The organism is Paenibacillus hebaui (assembly GCF_051934385.1).
Taxonomy (GTDB): Bacteria; Bacillota; Bacilli; order Paenibacillales; family Paenibacillaceae; genus Paenibacillus.
Map to the genome: position 1 here is coordinate 1248927 of NZ_CP196836.1, position 21136 is coordinate 1270062.

A 21136-nucleotide genomic window follows, 5' to 3' on the forward strand; every position below is an offset into this window, starting at 1 on the left:
TGCTTTTTGTCGTTTAAGCTGATTTCTACAGGGAGGTGATGAAGGCTACTCGAAATACATAGCCACTGATATCTAACAGCTTGCTATCTAACGATTTATTTCAAAGAAGGGGAGTAGAAGTAGATGCAAACAGGGATGTGGAAGGAAGCGAATAACGATCAAGAGGCACAAGCAGATGATTATTTGTTCACACGAATCAGGCAAGACGACAGGATTGGGTGGAATGAGGAGGTACAGCAGATGGTGGACATAACTTTAATGAAAGAAACCACATGTCATATGGTTGTAGGTAGAAGTCGAGTCAGGTCGCAATCGGTCACTCATTTAAACATATGGCCCCGTTTGCTCATAGGGTTAATTATTATTTTCGGCCTAGGCACGATTTATTTTTCTTCGGCTGCTGATGCTGCGGGCATAGATCTTGGAGTAACAGCGCAGAAAGCGTGGGATACCGTTCTGAACAAGGCTGATGCACAGACCCAATTGAACCTGCAACGAGCGTACGAGAACGTTGGGAACTGGAAGACTCAAGAGCAGGATTGGACACAAAAAATAAAGACAATTCATGCCGCCAACATTGCGGAGTTGGAACGATTGCGTGTGGAAATAAGGCAAACTGATGATGCGAAGATCACAGGTTTAAGCGAAAAGGTAAAGCAAACTCAAGCCCGCTATGAACCTCTGTTTACTCTGTACAGTTCAGTCAATAGACAGCTGGATGCAGCCAAAGCCATCAAAAATAAGGAATGGAGTGCAGCAATCCGCACCCAGGCCGAGACGTTGAAACCGGTTGTGAAGCTTGCCAGAGAAGATATTCGGATCAAGAAAAAGGAACTTGCCGAAGCACGTAAACGGAAGAAAGCTGAAGTGAAACGTTTACGCGCTATGCTGGCAGGGGCCGATTCGGTGAAGAAACAGATTCAAACGACCAAAAAACAGGTGAGTGTGGCGAAAGAGCGATATTCAAACGCGTTACAACAATTCAAACAAAGTATGAAGCAAGGCCAAACGTCACGTGTGCTAAGCTCATTGAACTCATTGGGTACTGCAGCGGAGAAGTGGGCAGGCTCGAAACAAAATATCCACACACTGGAGCAAAAAGTATCTACTACGTACGTCAAAGTCAGACAGGAACTCGCCAATAGACCCAAATAAGAGGAAACCCGTTTCTCTCCGCTACGTAAACCACTTTAGATGTAAAGACGCTTCGATGATGATGGAACGAGGTGAAGCTGTTGCAGTCAAAGTTGGAAACGAAACGTGCGGGGACAAAAGGTTTAAAACGTAAACGGTACTGGATTCCCATCGTTTTACTAATCATGATTACAGGTTTTGTTGGAATTGGTACACAATTAACACCGAAAATAACGATATTTTTACTGAATTCCTTCATTGAGCTTGCTAGTGCAGACACGAACAGTAAGGACACTGTTATCTCGGAAGGGGTAACTCGTGTTGCGGATGTGCCCTATGCGGACGAGGGTCGTAATGCCAGTACGCTGGATATCTATTATCCTTCCGTAACAACGGAACCATTGCCTGTAGTGTTGTGGGTTCATGGTGGTGGATGGGTCTTGGGTGACAAAGAGGATATAGCAGATTATGCAGTGCAATTAGCCAAACAGGGTTACGTTGTTGTCAGTATGAATTATGCGCTCGCACCGGATACGAAATATCCCATGCCCGTGATCCAGACGGATCAGGCTTTGACTTACGTGAAGAAGCATGCCAGTGAGTTTCAGGGTGATCCGGAGAACATATTTCTCGCAGGCAATTCAGCAGGTGCCCAGATTGCAAGTCAGACCGCGGCAGTGGTGACGAATCCATCCCTGGCCAAGCTGATGAATATAACACCAACCGTTAAGCCGGAAGAGTTACGCGGGGTGCTTCTGTTCTGTGGCCCTTACAATCTGAGTACAGTAGGGAAAACGGGATTTCCGCTAATAAGGACGTTTCTCTGGTCATATACGGGGCTCAAAACATTTGAAGAATATCCACGTCTAGATGAAATGTCGACTGTGCTTCAAGCTACAGCAGCGTACCCACCTGCATTTATTACCTCAGGAAATGATGACCCGTTGACCAAGCAATCGATTGAATTGGCACAAGTCTTGAAGCGCCTTGATGTGGATGCGGAAACCTTATTTTTCTCGACCTCTTCGGAGAAGCTGGGACATGATTATCAATTTGATCTGGAGAGTGAAGCTGGACAACAGGCGATGCATTCGGCGGTGCGCTTCATGGAACAGTATAGTCGATGAGCGGATAAGTCTATAAAAAGGGTGCCCCCATAGTCAATCATGAACATTAATCATGGACATGACTAGGTGACACCCTCTTACAATTTTAACGAACTGAACACGTTTTATTAGCTGAAATTTTGCAAGTACGACATTGGAACGAATCGTAGACGCTTTATTTTCTCAGTTGGTCTGTATTTTCGCAGACTTTTGCCATAATTATGATCATTGTCACTGAGGTTCGTTAGCCGCTTTATCTCACGCTAAACATCGGAATAAGGTGTATCCTATTCGTTAGCATCAGTAACTTATTTGTCCGACAACTTGTTTACCAACACAGACAATCTGCGCATGGCCTCTTCAACCGTAGAACGTGGACAGGCTACATTAATGCGCATGAATCCTGTGCCCTCCGCTCCGAAGAAGCTTCCGTCATTGAAAGCAATCCCCGCTTCATGAAGCAGCATATTGCATAGTTGTGCATGAGGGATATTCAGCTCCCGGAAATCCATCCATAACAGATAGGTCGCTTCTGGCAGATGCATTTTGATCTTTGGCATGTGTTCCGCGACATACTGCTGTACATATTCCATATTACCGCGGATATAAGCAAGGCAGTCATCCAACCATTCCTCGGCTCCGTTGTAAGCGGCTTCGGTTGCAACAGCTCCCAGCGTACTGATACTGGCAAGTCCCATCGTTTTCACACCCTGTGCGAAAGATTCCCGCAACTTGGCATTGGGGATGATGATATTGGAGGTACAGAGGCCAGGAATATTGAACGTTTTGCTTGGAGCCGTACAGATGATGCTCCGATCAGTGACAGCGTCCGAGATAAGGGTCAGGGGTGTATGGGCTCCGCGCTGGTGAACAAGATCAGCATGAATTTCGTCCGAAACCATCAGTACGTTATATTGCAGACAGAGCGACGTAAGCCCTTCAAGCTCCTCGTGAGTCCATACACGCCCAACCGGGTTGTGAGGGCTGCATAGAATCAGCATTTTGACGCGGCCGGTCTGCAAGCTGGATTCCAGTTGTTCCAGATCCATCGAGTAATGACCATTATTCTCTATTAAAGGATTGGTCATCAGTTCGCGGCCTTGACCACGTACCACTTCATAGAAGGGAGCATACACCGGAGTTTGGATGACTACGGCATCTCCCGGATTTGTGAATTGTTGTACAGCAATGTTGAGTGCAGGCACAATACCGGGAGTGAATACGATCCAGTCATCGTTAATGCTCCAGTTGTGGCGACGTTCCATCCAACCGGCTACCGCTTCATGATATGACTTTGTCCGCACCGTATAACCAAAGATCCCATGCTCCATCCGGGTTTGCAGAGCATGAATGACGGATGGTGGAGCAGCGAAGTCCATATCGGCAACCCACATGGGGAGCGCATCAGCGACACCGAAGATTTTTTCAAGTGCGTCCCATTTCTCTGATCCGGTTGAGATCCGGTTAATAGACTTGTCAAATGTACTGTTATTGTTCATTGCATAAATCCCCCTTGTATTCCGTTCCTTCGACCACAATCGACTAATCATTATCTAATACATTTGTTATTTTCGCAACTGATGAACGTGCAATGAGGAGCTTCATAGGTATGGTCCGGAATTCGGGACTTTATTCATATAAGAACAAATTAACGAGCCATAGAACAGTGGGAATACGACAAAGACTAATTTTGTACGTCCCTGGTCCTGTTTTGTCCATAAATCGTTTACAATCCCTTACCAGATGCTATTATATTTCTAACATTTGATGGAACAACGGGCTGTTATCAGAACAAGCTCGTGTCCATACATGATTAGCATAATTACATGAGCATTTTGCATAAATCCAAAGAGTGTCTTTCGATCAGCAAGATATAGGTCGGAAAATTTTTATTCGTGTATACGTTGGTTGGGTCAGACTGCTTCTTCCTGTCCATATTTGGTACCGAGAGCGACTTGAATCGAATTATGCAAAATGCTGCCATTTGAATTTAGGAGGCGTATTGGGATGAAAAGCAAAAAGTGGTTGATAACTGCTAGCGTATTCGGCATGGTTTTAACAGGATCAGCAGGAGTATATGCAGGGACGCAACTGGAAACGATTAAGGCTTACCTGAACCATGGTCTTGCTATCGAAGTGAATGGGCAGAAGTTCACACCGTCAGGTGACCAGGGCAAAAAGCTTGCACCCATTACGTATCAAGGAAGTACATACTTGCCCGTTCGTTCGATTGCCGATGCGTTGAAGACCGAAGTGAAGTATGATTCCAAAAACAACAAAGTAAGCATCGGTTCCACAAGCTCCTCAGGTGGGTCAACATCCACAGGCAACAGCGGATCAACATCGCCGTCAACAGGTACGAATACACAGGCTGAGGGCGTGAAGTCCAAGTATCTGCCAGCAGATTTCCCATTACCGAAGGATGCTAAGACAATCGATCTGATTGAGTCCAGTATAGACGGCGGCAAGAAAAAAGTGGTTCTCACGTATACCACGAAAGAAACACTAATCAAGGTTGGAACATCCTACAAAGACTATTACCAGACTAAAAACCTGACTCAAAACAGTCAGGATGTGCAGGAAGACGGATTTAGCATCGTTGGTCGTGAAGAAAACAAGTATGCCGTGACTATCACGGGCACAGCTTCCACAAGTAACAAGGATCTGAATGAAGTAACAGTTGTGTGGGGCGAAGAGTAAGTGAGTGTGATAACAAGCTCTCGTATCCTTCCTTTCTAAAATCAACACGCAACAGAAATTTAGTAATCTTCTCGTATACAAAAGCTAAACTGCAAAAGCCACCCTTTGAAGTCATTATCGACTTTTGCGGGTGGCTTCTTGACTCTACACCGTTGCTCTAATTGGAAATGGAGTGCAGGGAGAATCCCTTTGTATATTTAATACTAATAAAATAACAGCCGCTACAGGTACTCGTTAAACCATCCGGTAATATGCTCCAGACGACGTACTCTTAAGTGCGGGTGACCTCCCCGGGATAACTCATGATTGGCTCCAGGGAACCGTACGAACCGAGTGGTCTGTTTGCGCCGTTTCAAGGCAACATATAATTGTTCCGCCTGTTCAATTGGACACCGAAGGTCCTGTTCCCCATGCAGAATAAGTAGCGGAGTATTGACGTTGCCGACATAAGCCAGCGGGGAGTGTTTCCACAATTTCTCCGTGTCATCCCACGCGTTGCCGCCAATCTGATCTTCCGTGAAAAAAAATCCAATATCACTGACACCGTAGAACGATAGCCAGTTGGAGATGGAACGCTGGGTGACGGCGGCTTTGAAGCGATCAGTATGACCCACAATCCAGTTGGTCATGAAGCCGCCATAGCTACCGCCCGTTACACCTAGTCTGGATTCATCAATGAATCCATATTGAGACAGGACATAATCCACACTTTCCATAAGGTCACGATAATCCCCACCGCCATAATCTCCGCGACACGCGTCAACGAACTGTTGTCCATATCCGAGACCACCACGTGGATTGATGTAGACCACAGCGTAGCCCTGGGCAGCGAGGATCTGGAACTCATGCATAAATGTAAAACCATACATCATATGCGGGCCACCATGAATTTCGAGGATGGTCGGAATTTTGACTCCATCTACCATGCCAGCTGGTTTCATGATCCATCCTTGCAGCCGCAGACCATCAGAGGAATCAAACCAGAAGGTCTCTGGTGTACTGAGCTGGATCTCCTCTTCGAGTTGAGGATTGCTACGAGTGAGTTGAATCGGTTCTACACCAGCATCTTCAGGCTGTTTATACAGATAAAGGTCACCTGGACTTTGTGTATCGGCCACGGCAGCAACAATCTGTCCATGTTCCAGCTCAGCAAATTGATAAATCTCTTTCTCAGCAGGCAAGATATAGCTGGCACTGCTGCCATCTCGTGCGAACTTGGCGACCCGGACACTGCCTTCCAGCGTGGCCAGACAAAGAATGGATGAATCATCCCGACTGAACACGGGGCCTGTAGCTGTAAGATGTGATCGCATATCACCGACAATACTGTGATTCAGCTGTACGTCCCAATCAGTGCTCAGACATACGGGTTCACCACCTGATATCGGAAGGGTGTATAGCTTCACCAGTGTGGCATTTCCATAGGAACGGTCACTGGCGAGCAGTGCAAGGGATTGTCCATCTGGTGCGTAGGCTATTCGGCTGAAAGAATATCCTTCCGGGGTCAACTGCTTCACGTCCGATCCGTCTGCCTTGGCAAGGTACACATGATTGGTCAGGGTGTAGTCGTTATGTTCCTCGCCCTCTTCCGGCATCTGGGCAATCCAGGCAATCGATGTTCCATCTGGTGACCAGGCATAATCTCCAACATCATAATGTCCTGTAGTTACAGGGATTGCTTCCGCATCGATCGGCGCGAGAACGAAGAGATGGGTGCGTCTTCCGTTCCACAACCCACCGCTATCCGATTTCATTCGAATCCGGTCTACGACAAGTTCTTGCAGCAGTTTATTGTCATCTTGATCTGTAGGGCCTGTCTCTTCTTCTTGTCCGCTCCCATCCACGGAAGACTTCACAAGCAGGGTACTGCCATCCGGGGACCAGAGCAGGGAACTGACGCCATGCTTCAAGTAGCTGATTTGTTGTGCTTCTCCACCATCCGATGCGATCAGCCACACTTGTGTTTTCCCGTCATGCTCTCGTAAAAAAGCAACCTGCGAGCCGTCCGGTGACCATGCAGGAGCATGATCCTTATTTCCAGAGGTGAAGGGTCTGTCCTGTTGGTTCTCCAGATTGAGCAGTCTCAGGTGAGAACAATAACCGTCATGTGCTTCATTCGTTTTCCGGCTTACATAGACCAGTTGTCCACCTTGAGGGGACGGAGTTGGATCGTTAACCCATGTAATCTGATAAAGATCTTCCGATGTTATGCCGCGCAGACTGTTCATTGTTTGTCCTCCCACCATGATACAGAATGGTTAATTTCCTAACCTTTCCATTTATATTAACGGAAAGAGTATGGCAGGACAACACGGTTCTGCACAATAGAAGGTAACTTTTTAACAAAATAGCCGATGTCAAAAAGGAGTTACTGGAAGGGGACGAGTCCTAATGTTGAATAGTCATGAAAATGACGAAAAAATGTCTGAATATCATGTTTAATTTAGGTTTAATGGGTTTATTAATCAATGCAATTTCTGTTTGGCTGACCGCTTTTTTAATTATCGGTATTCCGTTTATATACAACATTCGTACAAAGTAACAATTCTTTTTTTGGAGTGGGTTTTTGCTACAGTCTGGTGAAAATGATGAAGAAGGAGCCTTCCTTTGTTGTGGATGAGCATGGGTTTGTGGATTCAACGTCATACACATCAGGAGGATTAATTGCCTGGAAAGATGTTGAGAATATTTTTATGTATGAATGGATGGGTAACCTAGCTCACAGATTGGAGGAATACAGATGCTGCATGGAAATCGGACTCGAACAATTCAACTGCCAGATGGAACAACATTGCCTGCAATTGGACAAGGGACATGGTACATGGGAGAGAAGAAATCCAGCCGGGCAGAAGAAGTAAGGGCTCTGCGTTCCGGTATTGATCTGGGCATGACAGTCATTGATACGGCAGAGATGTATGCAGAAGGCGGAGCAGAAGAGGTGACAGGTGAGGCCATCTCAGACTGTCGTGATGATGTCTTTTTGGTATCCAAAGTGTATCCCCATCATGCGGATCATAAGCAGATGGTTACCGCTTGTGAACGTAGTCTCTCACGTCTAGGTACGGATCGTCTGGATCTGTATTTGCTTCACTGGCGCGGAGGTGTACCGCTCGAAGAGACCGTTCAGGCCTTGGAACAATTGAAGCAATCCGGCAAAATTTTGCGCTGGGGTGTCTCAAATCTCAATACACGGGATATGGAGGAGCTATGGAATATACCGGGTGGCAAACATTGCATGGTGAATCAAGTTCTGTATCATGCGGCTTCTCGTGGTATTGAACATGATCTGCTCCCCTGGATGCGTGAGCGGCATGTTCCTGTAATGGCGTATTGCCCGCTCGCTCAGGGAGGCAGGCTTCGCACAGAATTGTTGGAACATTCGGTCATTAGGGAAATTGCTCATGATCGAGGCATCAGCACGTCGCAAATTGCGTTATCCTGGGTTATCAGAGACGGAGACGTACTGGCGATCCCCAAAGCTGTGCAGTTGGATCATGTCGCAGATAATGCGGCAGCGATGGACGTTATTTTGACTGATGACGAATTGACTCGATTGAATGAAGCATTCCCCACGCCTGAGGGCAAAGTACCTTTGGATATCGTGTAGATTCCTTCTTGCTAGACCGATCCCCCCAAGCGCTACGAACCTACCGCACCTTAAAAGATGGATGATGAAGGAATACAACATTTAACGACCTGTGCAAATGGGAGTGAATAGCGTGCGCTCGGTTCGTTAGACCAAAATAATGTTTTCAAGGGGTGTCCCCCGTCATGTTTATGACTTATGGGACAGCTCTTTTTTTTGGTATATCCATCAAAATAAATAAATGGGCTTTACAACACTGAATCACTAGTGTACTATGTAACTAACACACCGATACAGAGAGGAGCGAGAGCTTTGTGACTATGGAATTTGATAATAACTTACCGATCTATCTGCAGATTATGCAGTACATCAAAAGACAGATTGTGACCGGAACACTCAAGGCAGGCGATAAAATCCCTTCGGTTCGTGAATTGGCGGCTGAATTGCAGATCAATCCCAATACGGTACAACGGACATTCCAGGAGCTGGAGCGAGAAGAAGTGGTTGAAACCAAACGGGGCTTGGGCAGATATGTGACAAGTGAGGAGCGGAAGATTATGACGATCAAAAAAGAGATGGCCGGTGAACTGCTAGAGCGTTTTCTGACCGGAATGCAGGAACTGGGAATTGAGGAGCAGGATATTGTCAAAATCGTGGCGGATGCTGTTGCAGAAGGACAGCAATCACAGCAGCCGAGCAAGCCAGGCAGGGGAGGAACAATACATGAGTAACATTCTAGAGCTGAATAATATAAACAAAACGTATGGCAGCAAGAAAGCTCTTCATGACATCACGCTTGATATTGCACCAGGCAGAATTGTGGGACTATTGGGCAGTAACGGTAGTGGCAAGAGTACCCTGATGAAGCTAGTTGCGGGACTGCTGCATCCCAGCAGTGGAACGATTCATGTCACGGGTAAACCTGTTGGGCTGGAGACGAAGTCGCTCGTCTCTTTTATGCCGGATCGCCCATTGACGGAGAGTTGGATGAAGGTACGGGATGCGATTGCGTACTACCGTGATTTTTACGCTGATTTCGATGAAGAGAAGGCTCGGGAGATGCTGGAGTTTATGAAACTTGGTGAGACCGAACGGGTAAGGCATTTGTCGAAAGGTATGAATGAACGACTGCAACTAACACTGGCCCTATCCCGGAAGGCTCGTCTTTATTTGCTGGATGAACCGATCGGTGGAGTTGACCCGGTTGCCCGGGGCAAGATTCTGGATGCAATCGTGAAATTCTATGACGAAGATAGCAGCTTAATCATCTCCACACATCTTGTGAACGATATCGAACGAATCTTTGATGAAGTGATCTTCATTCGTGAAGGTGAACTGGTGATGCGGGAAGAAGTAGAAACGCTGCGTCTCAAGTATGGTAAAAGTGTGGATGAGATGTTCAAGGAGGTCTATGCAGAATGATGACATTGCTGAAGTATGACTTTAGAAGGAATTGGAATACACTGCTGGCTGGTTTAGCCATATTAATCATCGTTCAAATGGGGCTGGCACTGTTCATGTCTGAGACAACAGGGCTTGTGATTGGCATTATGGGTTATGTTGGAGTAGGTGTGGCTATTTATGTGAAAATGATCAAAACATACACGTCCAATATCCGTTCTTATAATCGCCGCCTTTTACCCGTAACGGGCTTGTCACATGTGTTGTCTCCTTTGATCTTTGGAGCACTCTGTGGGTTGGGCTTAGTCATTATATTTACGATTCATGCCTACATCTATATTTCAATGAAGCTCAGAATGAACATGGCTACCAATATTGATTTTTCGGGCCTGCATGTTTCGGATTATATTAGTTTGTTGCTGTTTAGCGGATGGATTATTGTTTTCATGACCGTCATCATCTTCCTTTCGATCACGATTGCAGGCAGCTTCCGTTGGAGAACTGGGCCATGGATCGGAATCGTTGCATTCTTTGTCCTCATTAATCTGATTAGCTGGTTGGAGAATGTCATCCTTGCAGGACGTTTTAGTCCAAATGAGCTGTTCCAGTTCACGGATGGAACTACAGGAGTCTCGATCACAGCCAATGGAGTATTATGGTCGGACGGCATGTGGGGAAGCACGGTATTTGAAATCATCGTGGCAGTTATATTAGTGTGGGCTACCATTTACCTGAACAACAAAAAAGTTGAAGTTTGATGACAAATTAAAGGCATGCCCCTGGTAAACAACCCCTATGGGGGCAGGGTAGAATAAGCGAGTCATTGCATGGAATTGGACAGATCGATAATCACCCGTTACCCAGGGGAAACTATCGATCTTTCCGTACAACTAAACACGATAAAATGACACGAGCGACGAGGGATGCTCGTTTTTTTATATTTGAAATCCCCTATTTTTCGAATCGTTTTCCAATAATTATACGTAAATAGGATATACTGTGCACTCGATGCGAGATCAGGTTAAAGATAATAAAAGGATATGCAAGAGAAAGGAGAGATCGTTATGGAACTATACTTCAGGGATAATTTTTTTAACGCTGGTTATACCGAGATTATGAATCCGAATCAGGAGCAGGCTGGGCACCTCGATTTGAAAAGTGCTTTTGGATCATCGCTGGATGTATTCGATAACGCAGGGCTGGCCTGTAGTGCTAAATTCCGCATGTTAAGCAATCGCTGGGATATCACCTCAGCCGATGGGAGAGACTTGGGTGTTTTGCGGGCAAGAATTAGCTTTTTTAGTAAAAAGTATGAGTACGATGCCGGTTCACGCGGTGTGTATGATGTCTCCGCTCCGGCGTTTTCGCAGGAATATGAGATTACCGGGAATGGCGGCGAAATCGTGGCCAGCTTCCGCCGCACAAGTGGCTGGTTTAATTCGGGAGCATTTGTGTTAGACAACCAGTCGGAACAACTGGACACGTATGAGTTGATTGCGGTTGTGATGGGTGTACATGCGATTAATAAGAGGAGGAATTCGGCTGCCAGCAGCAGTTCGTAGACAGAATACACCTTTGTCTATTGCAGCAGGTCATCGGCCAACGAGGGTCATGTTAGGCAGAATCACTGCCTTCCGCCTTGACGAAAGATTCTTCCTCGTGGTGACTCCGTACTGTTCCATCCATACGTTCAGGCTGTGCTTTAGGATCAGTTTCAGCATAACGTGCCAATACCTTGGCAGCGGTCTCGGACATTCGCGCTCGAAGCGCAGCATGGTCTGCAATCCGTACACGTTTGCCCAGAAAACGTATTTTGGACAGCACATAATCCATCTCACTGCGCGGAATGGTCAGGTTAATGCGGTACATTTGTTGTGTTTCCACATATTCCACCTGTTTCTCGAAGCAGGAGAAGGCATACAGAATTCGCGACAACTCCTGGTTAAATTCCGGTAGGACTTCAATGGTCACGGTTGTTTTACGTTTCTCTGTTAACATCGCGATTTTCGCAGTGTATTGAGAAGCGGTTTCGGGTTGAATGGGTTGGGGTTCCGCGGCAATAATACTGTGCAGCTTGGTCGACATCAGCTTGTTGTAGAGTGGAGCATACCAGAGCACGTACCATTCCCTTTTGACCATGGAATATTCGAGTTTGTAGGGAAATCCGAATTGATCCTGGCTAATGCGTCCGTTGCGGACACGGCCCGTCAACCGAAACCCCTGATGATGCAGAATCATCTGCCGTAATGGTTTGAGCAGCGGGTGAAAGACGGTGTGCTCCTCACTTTTGGCTTTTTCGGTCAGGTAATCCTGAAGATTCAGATCCTGCTCTGCATCCAGCATGGTGTGCATTTTCTCCAACGTATCAGGGTTCAGCGCTTCTGGTGCGGCAGGGTGATTTAGCATCATGCGCAGCCAGGCCCGTTCCTGTGCAGTCCAGGTGAACAGTCCGGTTTCATTCAATCTCGTCATGATCTGGTAGTTGAACATCTTCTCGAACAGGTTCATAATATTGCGCGATCTCCTTCCATTCCTTAATCATCTCCTGACGCAGCCTTTGGGGTGCGATCACCTCACAGCTTGAGCCAAAACTCCGAAGCCACGGCTTAATCTCGGTGGTACCGTTCACCTGAATTTCATACAGAAAGGTATGATCCGTTTCGGGTGTAATCGTTCCCCATTGGCCTTGCAGACATACCCGATCCAGTATGAAGTTGCGCTGACCATCCTGAGGATGGAAAAATCGAGCTTGAACCGTCACGGTGTTCCCCGTATCCACCAGCCAGCTGTAACGGCTAATCTCGGCCCATTGTTGCTTCAGTTCGAGCATATATTCTTCTTTGGCCGAATCCTGTTCCTCCAGCTGCGTAATGCCTTCCATCCGGAATTTCACAAAACCGCGGCGCCCCTGATATCCAATGACATACCAGCGGCCATACTGATGGTCATAAACAACTTCAAGCGGCACAATCCGATTGGATCGTCCACCTGCTTCCCGTGCAAAGCGTGGGTTCGTATTCTGCGAGCTATAGCTGGACGGTTTTTTAGGTGAATAATACAGGAACTGCACATGTTTATGCTGACGAATCGCACTAAGCAGGGTGTACAGATGTGCTTCGTCCAGAATGCGGGAATAATAATGATACTTGTATATAAAAGGCTCGGTGGCTTCTCCCTGCAGATAACTTGCAGCAATGGCTTTTTTGAGACTGTCCCGCAAGATATATCCTTGTACAGAAGGAACCTGGGTGTTTGCCATAATATCCACAAAATCATACAGCTCCAGTTGTTCTTCCACCGTTAATTTGATAAGGATATCCTGCTGTAACAGATAGCGATAAGGCCTGCCGCCGGGCTCCTTGCGGATGACTCCAACTTCCTCCAGATACTTTAGATCGGAGCGGATTGTTTTCTCATCAGGCAGAGCCAGATCCTCTGGCAGGTCAGCACAGCAGGCGTCCAGCAGTTCCATCGCGGTTAGGGCTTTATCCTGTAAGGTATGCAAAAGGACGGACAGACGTTGAACCTCAGTCTCTTTCATCGACTTGGCGCGGAAGAGGAAGAGCAGCAGGGGTTCAGCGGATTCCCCATACTGGAAGCGTACGAGGTCTGCCATTTCTTTACTTTGTTCGGAGCCTGAGCGTTGGTCGGCGATCGTCTGCATGATTTCTTTTAATCGGCGTTGGGTCTTATCAAAGGTATGTACGGATATGCCGAGTCGTTCGGCATACTGTTTACGGTTATATGCTCCGCTTGTCAGGGACAACATGCGCAGAAATTGAATTTCTTTGTCAAAGCTCTCTCTTGCCATGAACATTCACTCCTTGGTGGCCTGGAGCCAGGCGGATATAGTAGATGACTATATTGGCAGATCAACTCTGCGATAATTATAAAGTTAAACACATGATTTTACACTGGATTACTACTTGCTCAGAACCATCTTAAAGGTCGCTGTTATCCCTCCATTGTATCAGGATGAGTGGCTGGTTTCATTTAAACTTAAGGAGGTCGCCATACTTCCACCATGTTCGCATGCAGATGCGTGAGGCATAATAAGGTTGTGAAGCGGGGCAGCAACAAGCTCAGTGGATCAAGGTTCCGAGGCGCCAGGGAGGGTTACTTCGACTGTTAATCGACCAGGTCGTTGGTTCGAATCCAATCGCCGCCGTTCATGGCGGTGTAGCTCAGTGGTAGAGCGGGTATTATACCTTCCCACCTTTTTCCTCGGAACATTTTATTATGGGACATCAGTAATTAGACTCACACCGGGAGGTCATGCGTGATGAGCAGAGCGAAACAATTATTCAATCAACCTCAGCCAACTACACGTAATTATGATGGCTATGGAGCCTACGAGCGATTGGTGGAGGAACAATATATACAGATGTTGATGACCAATACATTGAACAATACGTTTTATGCAGATACACAGCAACTGATGGACGATGCGATGGTTAGTCATCAGGAGATGGCTGAGGTCGGTGCGGAGTTCATGGCGCTGGCGCTGGTCTATGCTCGTAATGAAGGCATGATGCGGTTACAGCCTCTATTCGGGTTGGCAGTGTTATCCAAGGTAAACCCGGATCAGTTTGCGAAGGTATTCTCCCAAGTGGTGCAGACTCCGGCTGACCTTTCCGATTTTTTGACGATTCTGAGAGGATCAGGTCGGGGGCAGGGTGGTCGTGCGGTGAAGCGTCAGATGAGTCTCTTTTTGAACGGGATCAGCGAATATTGGGCGATCAAATACAACGGACGTGGGCGTGGATACAGTCTGGGCGATATGATCGCTACAGCACATCCCAAGCCGAAAGATCTAAAGCAACAAGCCTTGTTCCGTTATTTGCGCGGACATGAGGTGAATCTTGAGGGCTTGCCGCAGTTGCAGGCGCTGGAGAAGCTGAAAGCTACCCCAAACCCGGCAAGTCAGATGCATCTCATCGAGAAAGGCAAACTGCCGTATTCGGTGGTCACCTCAATCATGCAGCCGACACGTACGGTATGGGAAGTGTTGATGTCCCAGATGCCGACCTTTGCATTATTACGTCATCTGAATGCGATGGATCGGGCGGGGGTCTTTGCCAAACGGAAAAATATAGAGTACGTAACGGGTCGTCTAACGGATGCGGAAGCCCTGCGCAAGTCGCGCATCTTACCTTTTCGATTCGCCAGTGCGTATAAGATGATATTCAATGAAGCATTGCGTGATGCCTTGCGTCAATCGGTAGAGCTGACCATGGGTAACCTGCCGGCGCTGCCGGGAAGAACGGCCATTTTCCTGGATCGTTCGGGCTCTATGCAAGGGGATTATTTACGAATTGGTTCGGTGCTGGCACTGGCGCTTTATAAACAAACACGAGGCAACTCGCTGTTTTGGTTATTCAATCATATCGTCGAGGACGCTCGTCCCCAGATGAATGAAAGCATCCTTTCCCAGGCTGATCGTATTTGTGCACAAGGTGGAACAGACGCGGGGCGGCCTGTACGGGAGCTTCGGGATCTCGGAGAGAAAGTGGATCAGATTATTATGATCACCGATGAACAGCAGAATGAAGGCAGTTCGTTATATGCCGAGCTTGAGCGTTATCGCCGGATGATGAATCCGGAGCTGAAGGCATTTATCGTGGATATTGCACCTTATCAGCAGGCGATGGTACCGCCACGGGATGGTCAAACCTTTTACATCTACGGTTGGAGTGAAACAGTACTGACGTATATTGCTGAGACGGTAGCGGGATATGATACACTCGCGAATCGGGTGCGGGAGATGGACATTTAATAGAACCGAAGAACAATGCACCGTGGAAATGAAGATCCACCAGGCGAGACGTGAGTGGATATGAAGGAGGCAAGGACATGACCCATGTTCATGAAGAAATGAGAGATACGATTAGACAGCAGTTGAAGCAGATTGAACGGGAGGAGCAGGTGCGAATCATCTATGCCTGTGAATCGGGCAGCAGGGCCTGGGGTTTTCCTTCACAGGATAGCGATTATGATGTGCGTTTTCTGTATGTGAGACCACTGGAATGGTACTTGTCCATTGAGGATAAAAGGGATGTCATCGAACGTCCGATCAACGATCAACTGGATATCAACGGTTGGGATTTGCGCAAAGCCTTGAAGCTGTTTCGCAAGTCGAACCCACCGCTGCTGGAGTGGCTGCAATCCCCGATTCAGTACGATGAGCGCTACAATGTAGCAGAGCATATCCGGGCCTTGTCGCCTTTGACCTTCTCGCCCAAGTCCTGTATGTACCATTATCTGAATATGGCGAAGGGGAATTTTCGGGATTATTTGCAGGGTGAGCAGGTGAAGATCAAAAAGTATTTCTATGTGCTGCGCCCACTGCTCGCCTGCGGCTGGATCGAACGTTATGATGCGATGCCGCCGATGGCATTCGAAAAGCTGGTGCAAGAGCTTGTTCCTCAGAGAACACCGCTTTATACGGAAATCCATGAATTGCTGCGCCGCAAAAAGGCAGGCGAGGAACTGGATCTGGAACCGCAGCTTCCAGCAATACATGCTTTTTTGGCAGAGAAGATAGCACATTTTGAACGACAGGCCTCCCAGATGGAGAATGAGCAGATTATACAATATGAAGAATTGGATCGGATTTTTCGTTTTGCGCTGCAAGAGGTGTGGGCAACGACTTAGTGCTTGATGACAACGAAAGTAGTGAAGAGGAACGGAATCGATCCGAAGAAACGTTTACGTTCAAGACATTTTCACAGAAGAAGGAGGAGAATCCATGCATCTGATCTTAAAAGCAAGCGGCGCCGATGCGGGGGTTGTATCCCATTTGCTGGCGAAGAATCCGCTGAATATATATGACCGTGTAGACAAAGGCGTGCGTGTAAGAATGGTGTACACCACAGCTACAGAGAACGAAACGGAAGTGCTGATCCATGCCGAGCCTGATCCTGTTGATCTGGTCCGGGGCACACCGGATGGGTATGACATTACGCAATATATCAATGATCGTGAGTTCGTGACCAGTAGCCTGTTCTGCTCCTACATACGTGCGGCGTTAGGGACCGCTCTGAATGGCAAGCCAAAGGAAGACTACGTGCAGTGGGTGAGTCATGCCTTTGAGCTGGAACTGACTTTTGGCCCGGTGGCATCCGATCTGCCGGATCGGGTTGTGGAGGAATTATTCTCGCCTTTAGGATATGAGGTTTCGGTGGAACGTGGAGAGCTGTCCTATTCATTTGATCTGAAAAATAGGAGTACGGTTCGCCATATCATCCTGCGTGGTCATAACACGGTACAGCATGCACTGCGTCAGCTTTTTCTGTTAATTCCAGTGCTGGATAATTACAAACATTATTTCATCAGTGAAGATGAGATCGATAAAATCAAACGTTACGGTGAAGGGTGGTTGGATGCTCATCCACTGAAAGAACTCATTGTAAGGCGTACGCTGCGATTTGCCGAACTGATCCGTCAGTATGAGCGTCAAGAGGGTGCTTTGTCCACTTCCCTTAGACAGGAGAGTGGAATAGGTCACACCTCAGACACGGTTATTCAGGAGAATAGAAAGGAGCTTCAGGATGACGGAGAACAACAGAAACCTGGGTCCGAGTCTGATAGCTATGGAAAGCAACTGAATGCAGATTCTACAGATAAAGGCGCAGATACAGAGATAGAAGATATAGACACAAATACAGATATAGCAGATGCAGCCGGAGGAGATCCGGAGAAGTCTGAACCGGCTGTACGGTTAAACGAGTTGCGTTATCGTGCGATTACAGATGTGGTTGCTGCGTTGCCAATCAAACGGCACATTGTTGATATGGGAGCCGGGGAAGGTAAGCTTTCTGCCCGCTTGGCGCACATTCCAGGCGTGAAATCGATTCTGGCAGTCGAACCATCCGGTCAGTCACGACTTCGAGCCATGGAGCGTTTCGCAAAGCTGGAGGGTCGTTCGGGAGTTGTTGCTATGCCGGAGCCGATCATCGGTTCACTGTTTTATTTTGATGAGCAGATGCAAAACCAGGACGTCATGATCCTGTGCGAAGTAGTTGAGCATATCGAGGAATATCGTCTGAACGGAATTATGGATACGATCATGAACGATTATCAGCCAGAAGTGCTGCTGGTAACTACGCCGAACAAGGAATACAACGAAGTGTACGCGATGGAGCAGGAAAGTTTCCGTCACCATGACCACCGCTTTGAGTGGACCCGTGCGGAGTTGGCTTCCCGGTGTGAGGAATGGACGCAGCAGGGGAACTATGGCTATGAAATTAGGGGTGTCGGTGAGAATGCAAAAGGCTATGGACAACCTACACAACTGGTCATTTTTGAGCGGAGAAAGGAGAGTCATTCATGAGGAAAGAAACGAAATCTAACGAAATAGCAGATACAGGCAGGGGACAGTGGGATCGGGAAATTGAGAAGGAGGAAAGACGAGGTGAGATTCGTCTGCCGCATGCAGGTATGGTTGTGTTAGTTGGCCCGTCCAATAGTGGCAAAAGTACGTTGTTGGATCGTCTCGTTGCAGAAAGCGTCATTGTCCCTACGGAAGCAGTCTCGTCCGATCAATTCCGCATGCTGGTTGGAGATGACGAGTATGTGGATTGGAAACATCGTCCCCGCAGCGAAGCGGATGTGATTTATGCGGAGTATCAGCAAGTATCGGCCAAAGCATTTGAAGCCATGGAGGCGATGCTTGCGACCCGCTGCCGTCTGAACAAGCTGACCTGGGTCGATGCCACACATTTATATCCTGAGGATCGTCAACGTCTGATTCAGGTGGCCCGGAAAGCTCATGTGTCCGTGATTGCTGTAGTGCTGGATATCCCGGAAAAAGAACTGCTGGAACGTGATGCCCAGCGAGAGTATCCGCGTGGACGTCAGCGGGTAAAGCAACAGGTGCAGCAGTTCAAGCGCACGCTGCGCTCCATTCGTGAGGATGGCTTTGATGCCAGCTATGTGCTGAAGAAGCCAGATGATATTACGTTTGTCCGCACATCCAATCCGCTGGTGATGGACATGGACACAGGCATTGATATCATCGGAGATATTCATGGCTGTTATGAAGAAATAATGGAATTAATCGTCCGACTCGGGTATGTGAACGAGGACGGGAGTGGCCTGTACCGTCATCCTGAAGGACGGAAATTGGTGTCGGTTGGGGACGTAACGAGCCGTGGGCCAGAATCGTTAAAGTGTCTATTATTCTGGCAGCAACATTGTGCCGCCGAGCTTGCTTACATGATTGACAGCAATCACGGCTGGAAGATCGCACGTTATCTGGATGGTCGTGACGTCACATTGAGTCATGGCGACGAACGGGTGGAGATGGAACTGCTTCAGTTGGAGCAGGAGCAAGGTCAAGAGACGGCAGAGCGAGTACGCGCAGAGTTAAGGGCATTTCTGCTCAATGCACCATCACATCTGGTGTTTTCCCGGAACGGGGTAAGGCAGGTGGTTGTGGCACACGCGGGGATTCGAGACCATTTTATCGGAAAACAGTCCAAACGAATTCAGGATTACTGCCGTTACGGCGATGTGGAAGGGACGGATGAGAAGGGTCGGCCTGTTCGCAAGGATTGGTACGTGGATCACGCTTCGGGTGAATGCATTGTCTGGGGACACGATCCACGTCCATATCCTACGATTGTGAACGATACGATCAATATTGATCAAGGCGTAGTTTTTGGTGGCATGCTCACTGCGTGGAGAATGCCGGAACGTGAGGCAGTCAGTGTTCCCGCCAAGCAGGATTATGCTGGAGATCCGGATAGCCCATTAAAGCGCTGGGAACAGCGACGTTTTGCTCCGCCAAACATCCGTAAATTCAAGGAAGGCTTCACAGTGCAAACCGGGTCGCGGATGGATGTGTCCATTCATGCTGAGGTAGCGAAGACGGCGATTGATACGTTTTCCCATTTTACCGTACCGTTGGAGGAAGTGGTTTACATCCCGCCTACGATGAGCCCGCCGCCGGGTGTATGTTCTGTGGAGGGATACCTGGAGCATCCGCAGGATGCGTTCCAATATTATCGCTCGCAGGGCGTTACCCGCATGGTTGCCGAGAAGAAACACATGGGCAGCCGGGCAATTTTGCTCCTCTTCCGCGATGAAGAAGCTGCGGTGCAGCGAGTGGGCCGACCGATGCTGGGGAACATCGTGACCCGGACAGGCCGCTCCTTCTTTGACCCATCGACAGAGCAAAGTGTGCTCTCCAGATTACATGCGGATTTGACCGCAGATGGTTATTTTGAACGTCATCAGACAGAGTTCGTATTACTTGATGCCGAGATTGTGCCATGGAATTTGAAAGCACGGGAGTTAATTGCCTCGCAATATGCACATGTGGCCGAAGCATCGTTGATGGATCGGGAGTTAGTGCTGGATAAACTGCGTGAAGCAGAAGCGGCAGGTCGAAATGTGGAGGAGTGGTTGCAGGACACAGAACGTAAACTTGCTAATGCTGGAACATTCAGAGATGTATTTCAGAAATATTGCTGGGATGTGAAGGATATCGGAGATATTCGTATTGCTCCTTTTCACACGTTGGCACATAGCACCGGAGCGTTCTGGGATCAGACGCATGAATGGCATATGGAGCAAAACCGTGAGTTTGCCCGGATGTCCACCTTGATGATGGGAACAGAATATCGCGTGATCGCAAGTGAGGCAGATGAAGCGGATGTCATTCGTTGGTGGGATGAGATCACGGTGGAAGGACATGAAGGAGTTGTCATCAAACCTGAAACGTTCCGCGCCTGGAACGGAAATAAAATGATTCAACCTGCGATTAAAGTACGAGGCCGTGCGTATTTGCACATCATTTATGGTATGGATTACCTGGCACCCGAGAATTTGACAAGGCTTCGTAAACGCAAAACGTCCAAAAAAGAACGCCACGCCTTGATGGAAAGTGCATTAGGTATGGAGGGTATTGAGCGTTTTGTGCGCAGGGAGGCTGTGGAACGAGTTCATGAATGCGTGCTTGCGACATTGGCCCTGGAGTCTGAACCGGTGGACCCACGTTTATAATAAAATCGTTGAAGCAAGAGACTTCTGATTCCTTTGGATGCAAGATTATGGGGCAGGTTTGGTAGATCCAAGCCTGTTTTTTGTCTATTTTTCGTCAAAATACTATATATTGAGATAATTAAAATTAGGAGTTTTAACATTAACATAAATAACTAAAGCCCTATATGCTTGCCATGCAGATTGGGTAATAATGAATAGTAAG

Annotated in this window: 16 protein-coding genes and 1 tRNA gene; 13 read left to right on the forward strand and 4 right to left on the reverse strand. The window is 47.7% G+C overall.

Annotated elements, in window-relative coordinates; translation table 11 throughout:
* The first annotated feature begins 123 nt into the window (after window positions 1-123).
* On the forward strand, window positions 124-1155 hold the full coding sequence (locus tag ACR32F_RS05520) for a hypothetical protein (RefSeq protein ID WP_440116908.1): 1032 nt from the start codon (window positions 124-126) through the stop codon (window positions 1153-1155).
* Window positions 1156-1235: 80 nt separating this feature from the next.
* A complete protein-coding gene (locus ACR32F_RS05525) occupies window positions 1236-2261 on the forward strand; it encodes an alpha/beta hydrolase (RefSeq protein WP_440116910.1) in 1026 nt (341 codons plus the stop codon).
* Between the two features lie 287 nt (window positions 2262-2548).
* Here the strand turns inward: ACR32F_RS05525 and ACR32F_RS05530 are convergent, their stop codons facing one another.
* Window positions 2549-3739 carry a MalY/PatB family protein gene (locus ACR32F_RS05530; RefSeq protein WP_440116912.1) on the reverse strand — a complete coding sequence of 397 codons (1191 nt, stop codon included), beginning with the start codon at window positions 3737-3739 and terminating at the stop codon, window positions 2549-2551.
* Between the two features lie 508 nt (window positions 3740-4247).
* Between ACR32F_RS05530 and ACR32F_RS05535 the strand changes: the two genes are divergently transcribed.
* The gene (locus tag ACR32F_RS05535) at window positions 4248-4940 is read left to right on the forward strand and encodes a stalk domain-containing protein (RefSeq protein ID WP_440116914.1); all 693 of its coding nucleotides are present in this window, start codon (window positions 4248-4250) and stop codon (window positions 4938-4940) included.
* Window positions 4941-5161: 221 nt separating this feature from the next.
* Here the strand turns inward: ACR32F_RS05535 and ACR32F_RS05540 are convergent, their stop codons facing one another.
* The gene (locus ACR32F_RS05540) at window positions 5162-7168 is read right to left on the reverse strand and encodes a S9 family peptidase (protein ID WP_440116916.1); all 2007 of its coding nucleotides are present in this window, start codon (window positions 7166-7168) and stop codon (window positions 5162-5164) included.
* 512 nt (window positions 7169-7680) lie between these two features.
* Here ACR32F_RS05540 and ACR32F_RS05545 point away from each other — a divergent pair.
* From ACR32F_RS05545 to ACR32F_RS05565, 5 genes are all read left to right on the forward strand, one after another.
* Window positions 7681-8547: an aldo/keto reductase gene (locus ACR32F_RS05545; protein ID WP_440116918.1), complete on the forward strand. Its 867-nt coding sequence runs from the start codon at window positions 7681-7683 to the stop codon at window positions 8545-8547.
* Between the two features lie 293 nt (window positions 8548-8840).
* Window positions 8841-9257, forward strand: a complete 417-nt coding sequence (locus ACR32F_RS05550) for a GntR family transcriptional regulator (RefSeq protein ID WP_440116920.1) — start codon at window positions 8841-8843, stop codon at window positions 9255-9257.
* Window positions 9250-9948 (forward strand): ABC transporter ATP-binding protein, encoded by a 699-nt coding sequence (locus ACR32F_RS05555; protein ID WP_440116922.1) that lies wholly within the window; start codon window positions 9250-9252, stop codon window positions 9946-9948. The genes ACR32F_RS05550 and ACR32F_RS05555 overlap by 8 nt, the downstream gene beginning before the upstream one ends.
* Window positions 9945-10685: a hypothetical protein gene (locus ACR32F_RS05560; RefSeq protein ID WP_440116924.1), complete on the forward strand. Its 741-nt coding sequence runs from the start codon at window positions 9945-9947 to the stop codon at window positions 10683-10685. Before ACR32F_RS05555 ends, ACR32F_RS05560 begins: the two co-directional genes overlap by 4 nt.
* A 306-nt stretch (window positions 10686-10991) precedes the next feature.
* A complete protein-coding gene (locus ACR32F_RS05565; protein WP_440116926.1) occupies window positions 10992-11489 on the forward strand; it encodes a hypothetical protein in 498 nt (165 codons plus the stop codon).
* A gap of 52 nt (window positions 11490-11541) precedes the next feature.
* On the opposite strand, the gene ACR32F_RS05570 is transcribed toward ACR32F_RS05565, so the two are convergent.
* Together ACR32F_RS05570 and ACR32F_RS05575 are read right to left on the reverse strand one after the other, a co-directional pair.
* Complete coding sequence (locus tag ACR32F_RS05570; protein ID WP_440116928.1) at window positions 11542-12435, reverse strand: WYL domain-containing protein; 894 nt, start codon at window positions 12433-12435, stop codon at window positions 11542-11544.
* The gene (locus tag ACR32F_RS05575; protein WP_440116930.1) at window positions 12383-13738 is read right to left on the reverse strand and encodes a helix-turn-helix transcriptional regulator; all 1356 of its coding nucleotides are present in this window, start codon (window positions 13736-13738) and stop codon (window positions 12383-12385) included. Before ACR32F_RS05575 ends, ACR32F_RS05570 begins: the two co-directional genes overlap by 53 nt.
* A gap of 258 nt (window positions 13739-13996) precedes the next feature.
* Between ACR32F_RS05575 and ACR32F_RS05580 the strand changes: the two genes are divergently transcribed.
* The 5 genes from ACR32F_RS05580 to ACR32F_RS05600 all read left to right on the forward strand — a co-directional run bounded on the left by ACR32F_RS05580 (window position 13997) and on the right by ACR32F_RS05600 (window position 20934).
* Window positions 13997-14095, forward strand: a tRNA-Asn gene (locus tag ACR32F_RS05580).
* A 114-nt stretch (window positions 14096-14209) separates the two neighbouring features.
* Complete coding sequence (locus ACR32F_RS05585; protein ID WP_440116932.1) at window positions 14210-15703, forward strand: TROVE domain-containing protein; 1494 nt, start codon at window positions 14210-14212, stop codon at window positions 15701-15703.
* A gap of 77 nt (window positions 15704-15780) precedes the next feature.
* Entirely contained in the window at window positions 15781-16581 is an 801-nt protein-coding gene (locus ACR32F_RS05590) for a nucleotidyltransferase domain-containing protein (RefSeq protein ID WP_440116934.1), read from the forward strand.
* Between the two features lie 94 nt (window positions 16582-16675).
* On the forward strand, window positions 16676-18259 hold the full coding sequence (locus tag ACR32F_RS05595; RefSeq protein WP_440116936.1) for a 3' terminal RNA ribose 2'-O-methyltransferase Hen1: 1584 nt from the start codon (window positions 16676-16678) through the stop codon (window positions 18257-18259).
* Window positions 18256-20934, forward strand: coding sequence for a polynucleotide kinase-phosphatase (locus ACR32F_RS05600; RefSeq protein ID WP_440116938.1), 2679 nt, complete (start codon window positions 18256-18258; stop codon window positions 20932-20934). The genes ACR32F_RS05595 and ACR32F_RS05600 overlap by 4 nt, the downstream gene beginning before the upstream one ends.
* The last annotated feature ends 202 nt before the right edge of the window (window positions 20935-21136 follow it).

Coding starts and splice junctions, on each gene's coding strand:
- ACR32F_RS05520 (WP_440116908.1), top strand. CDS start 124: ATGCAAACAGGGATGTGGAAGGAAGCGAATAACGATCAAGAGGCACAA.
- ACR32F_RS05530 (WP_440116912.1), bottom strand. CDS start 3,739: ATGAACAATAACAGTACATTTGACAAGTCTATTAACCGGATCTCAACC.
- ACR32F_RS05535 (WP_440116914.1), top strand. CDS start 4,248: ATGAAAAGCAAAAAGTGGTTGATAACTGCTAGCGTATTCGGCATGGTT.
- ACR32F_RS05540 (WP_440116916.1), bottom strand. CDS start 7,168: ATGAACAGTCTGCGCGGCATAACATCGGAAGATCTTTATCAGATTACA.
- ACR32F_RS05545 (WP_440116918.1), top strand. CDS start 7,681: ATGCTGCATGGAAATCGGACTCGAACAATTCAACTGCCAGATGGAACA.
- ACR32F_RS05555 (WP_440116922.1), top strand. CDS start 9,250: ATGAGTAACATTCTAGAGCTGAATAATATAAACAAAACGTATGGCAGC.
- ACR32F_RS05560 (WP_440116924.1), top strand. CDS start 9,945: ATGATGACATTGCTGAAGTATGACTTTAGAAGGAATTGGAATACACTG.
- ACR32F_RS05565 (WP_440116926.1), top strand. CDS start 10,992: ATGGAACTATACTTCAGGGATAATTTTTTTAACGCTGGTTATACCGAG.
- ACR32F_RS05570 (WP_440116928.1), bottom strand. CDS start 12,435: ATGAACCTGTTCGAGAAGATGTTCAACTACCAGATCATGACGAGATTG.
- ACR32F_RS05575 (WP_440116930.1), bottom strand. CDS start 13,738: ATGGCAAGAGAGAGCTTTGACAAAGAAATTCAATTTCTGCGCATGTTG.
- ACR32F_RS05585 (WP_440116932.1), top strand. CDS start 14,210: ATGAGCAGAGCGAAACAATTATTCAATCAACCTCAGCCAACTACACGT.
- ACR32F_RS05590 (WP_440116934.1), top strand. CDS start 15,781: ATGACCCATGTTCATGAAGAAATGAGAGATACGATTAGACAGCAGTTG.
- ACR32F_RS05595 (WP_440116936.1), top strand. CDS start 16,676: ATGCATCTGATCTTAAAAGCAAGCGGCGCCGATGCGGGGGTTGTATCC.
- ACR32F_RS05600 (WP_440116938.1), top strand. CDS start 18,256: ATGAGGAAAGAAACGAAATCTAACGAAATAGCAGATACAGGCAGGGGA.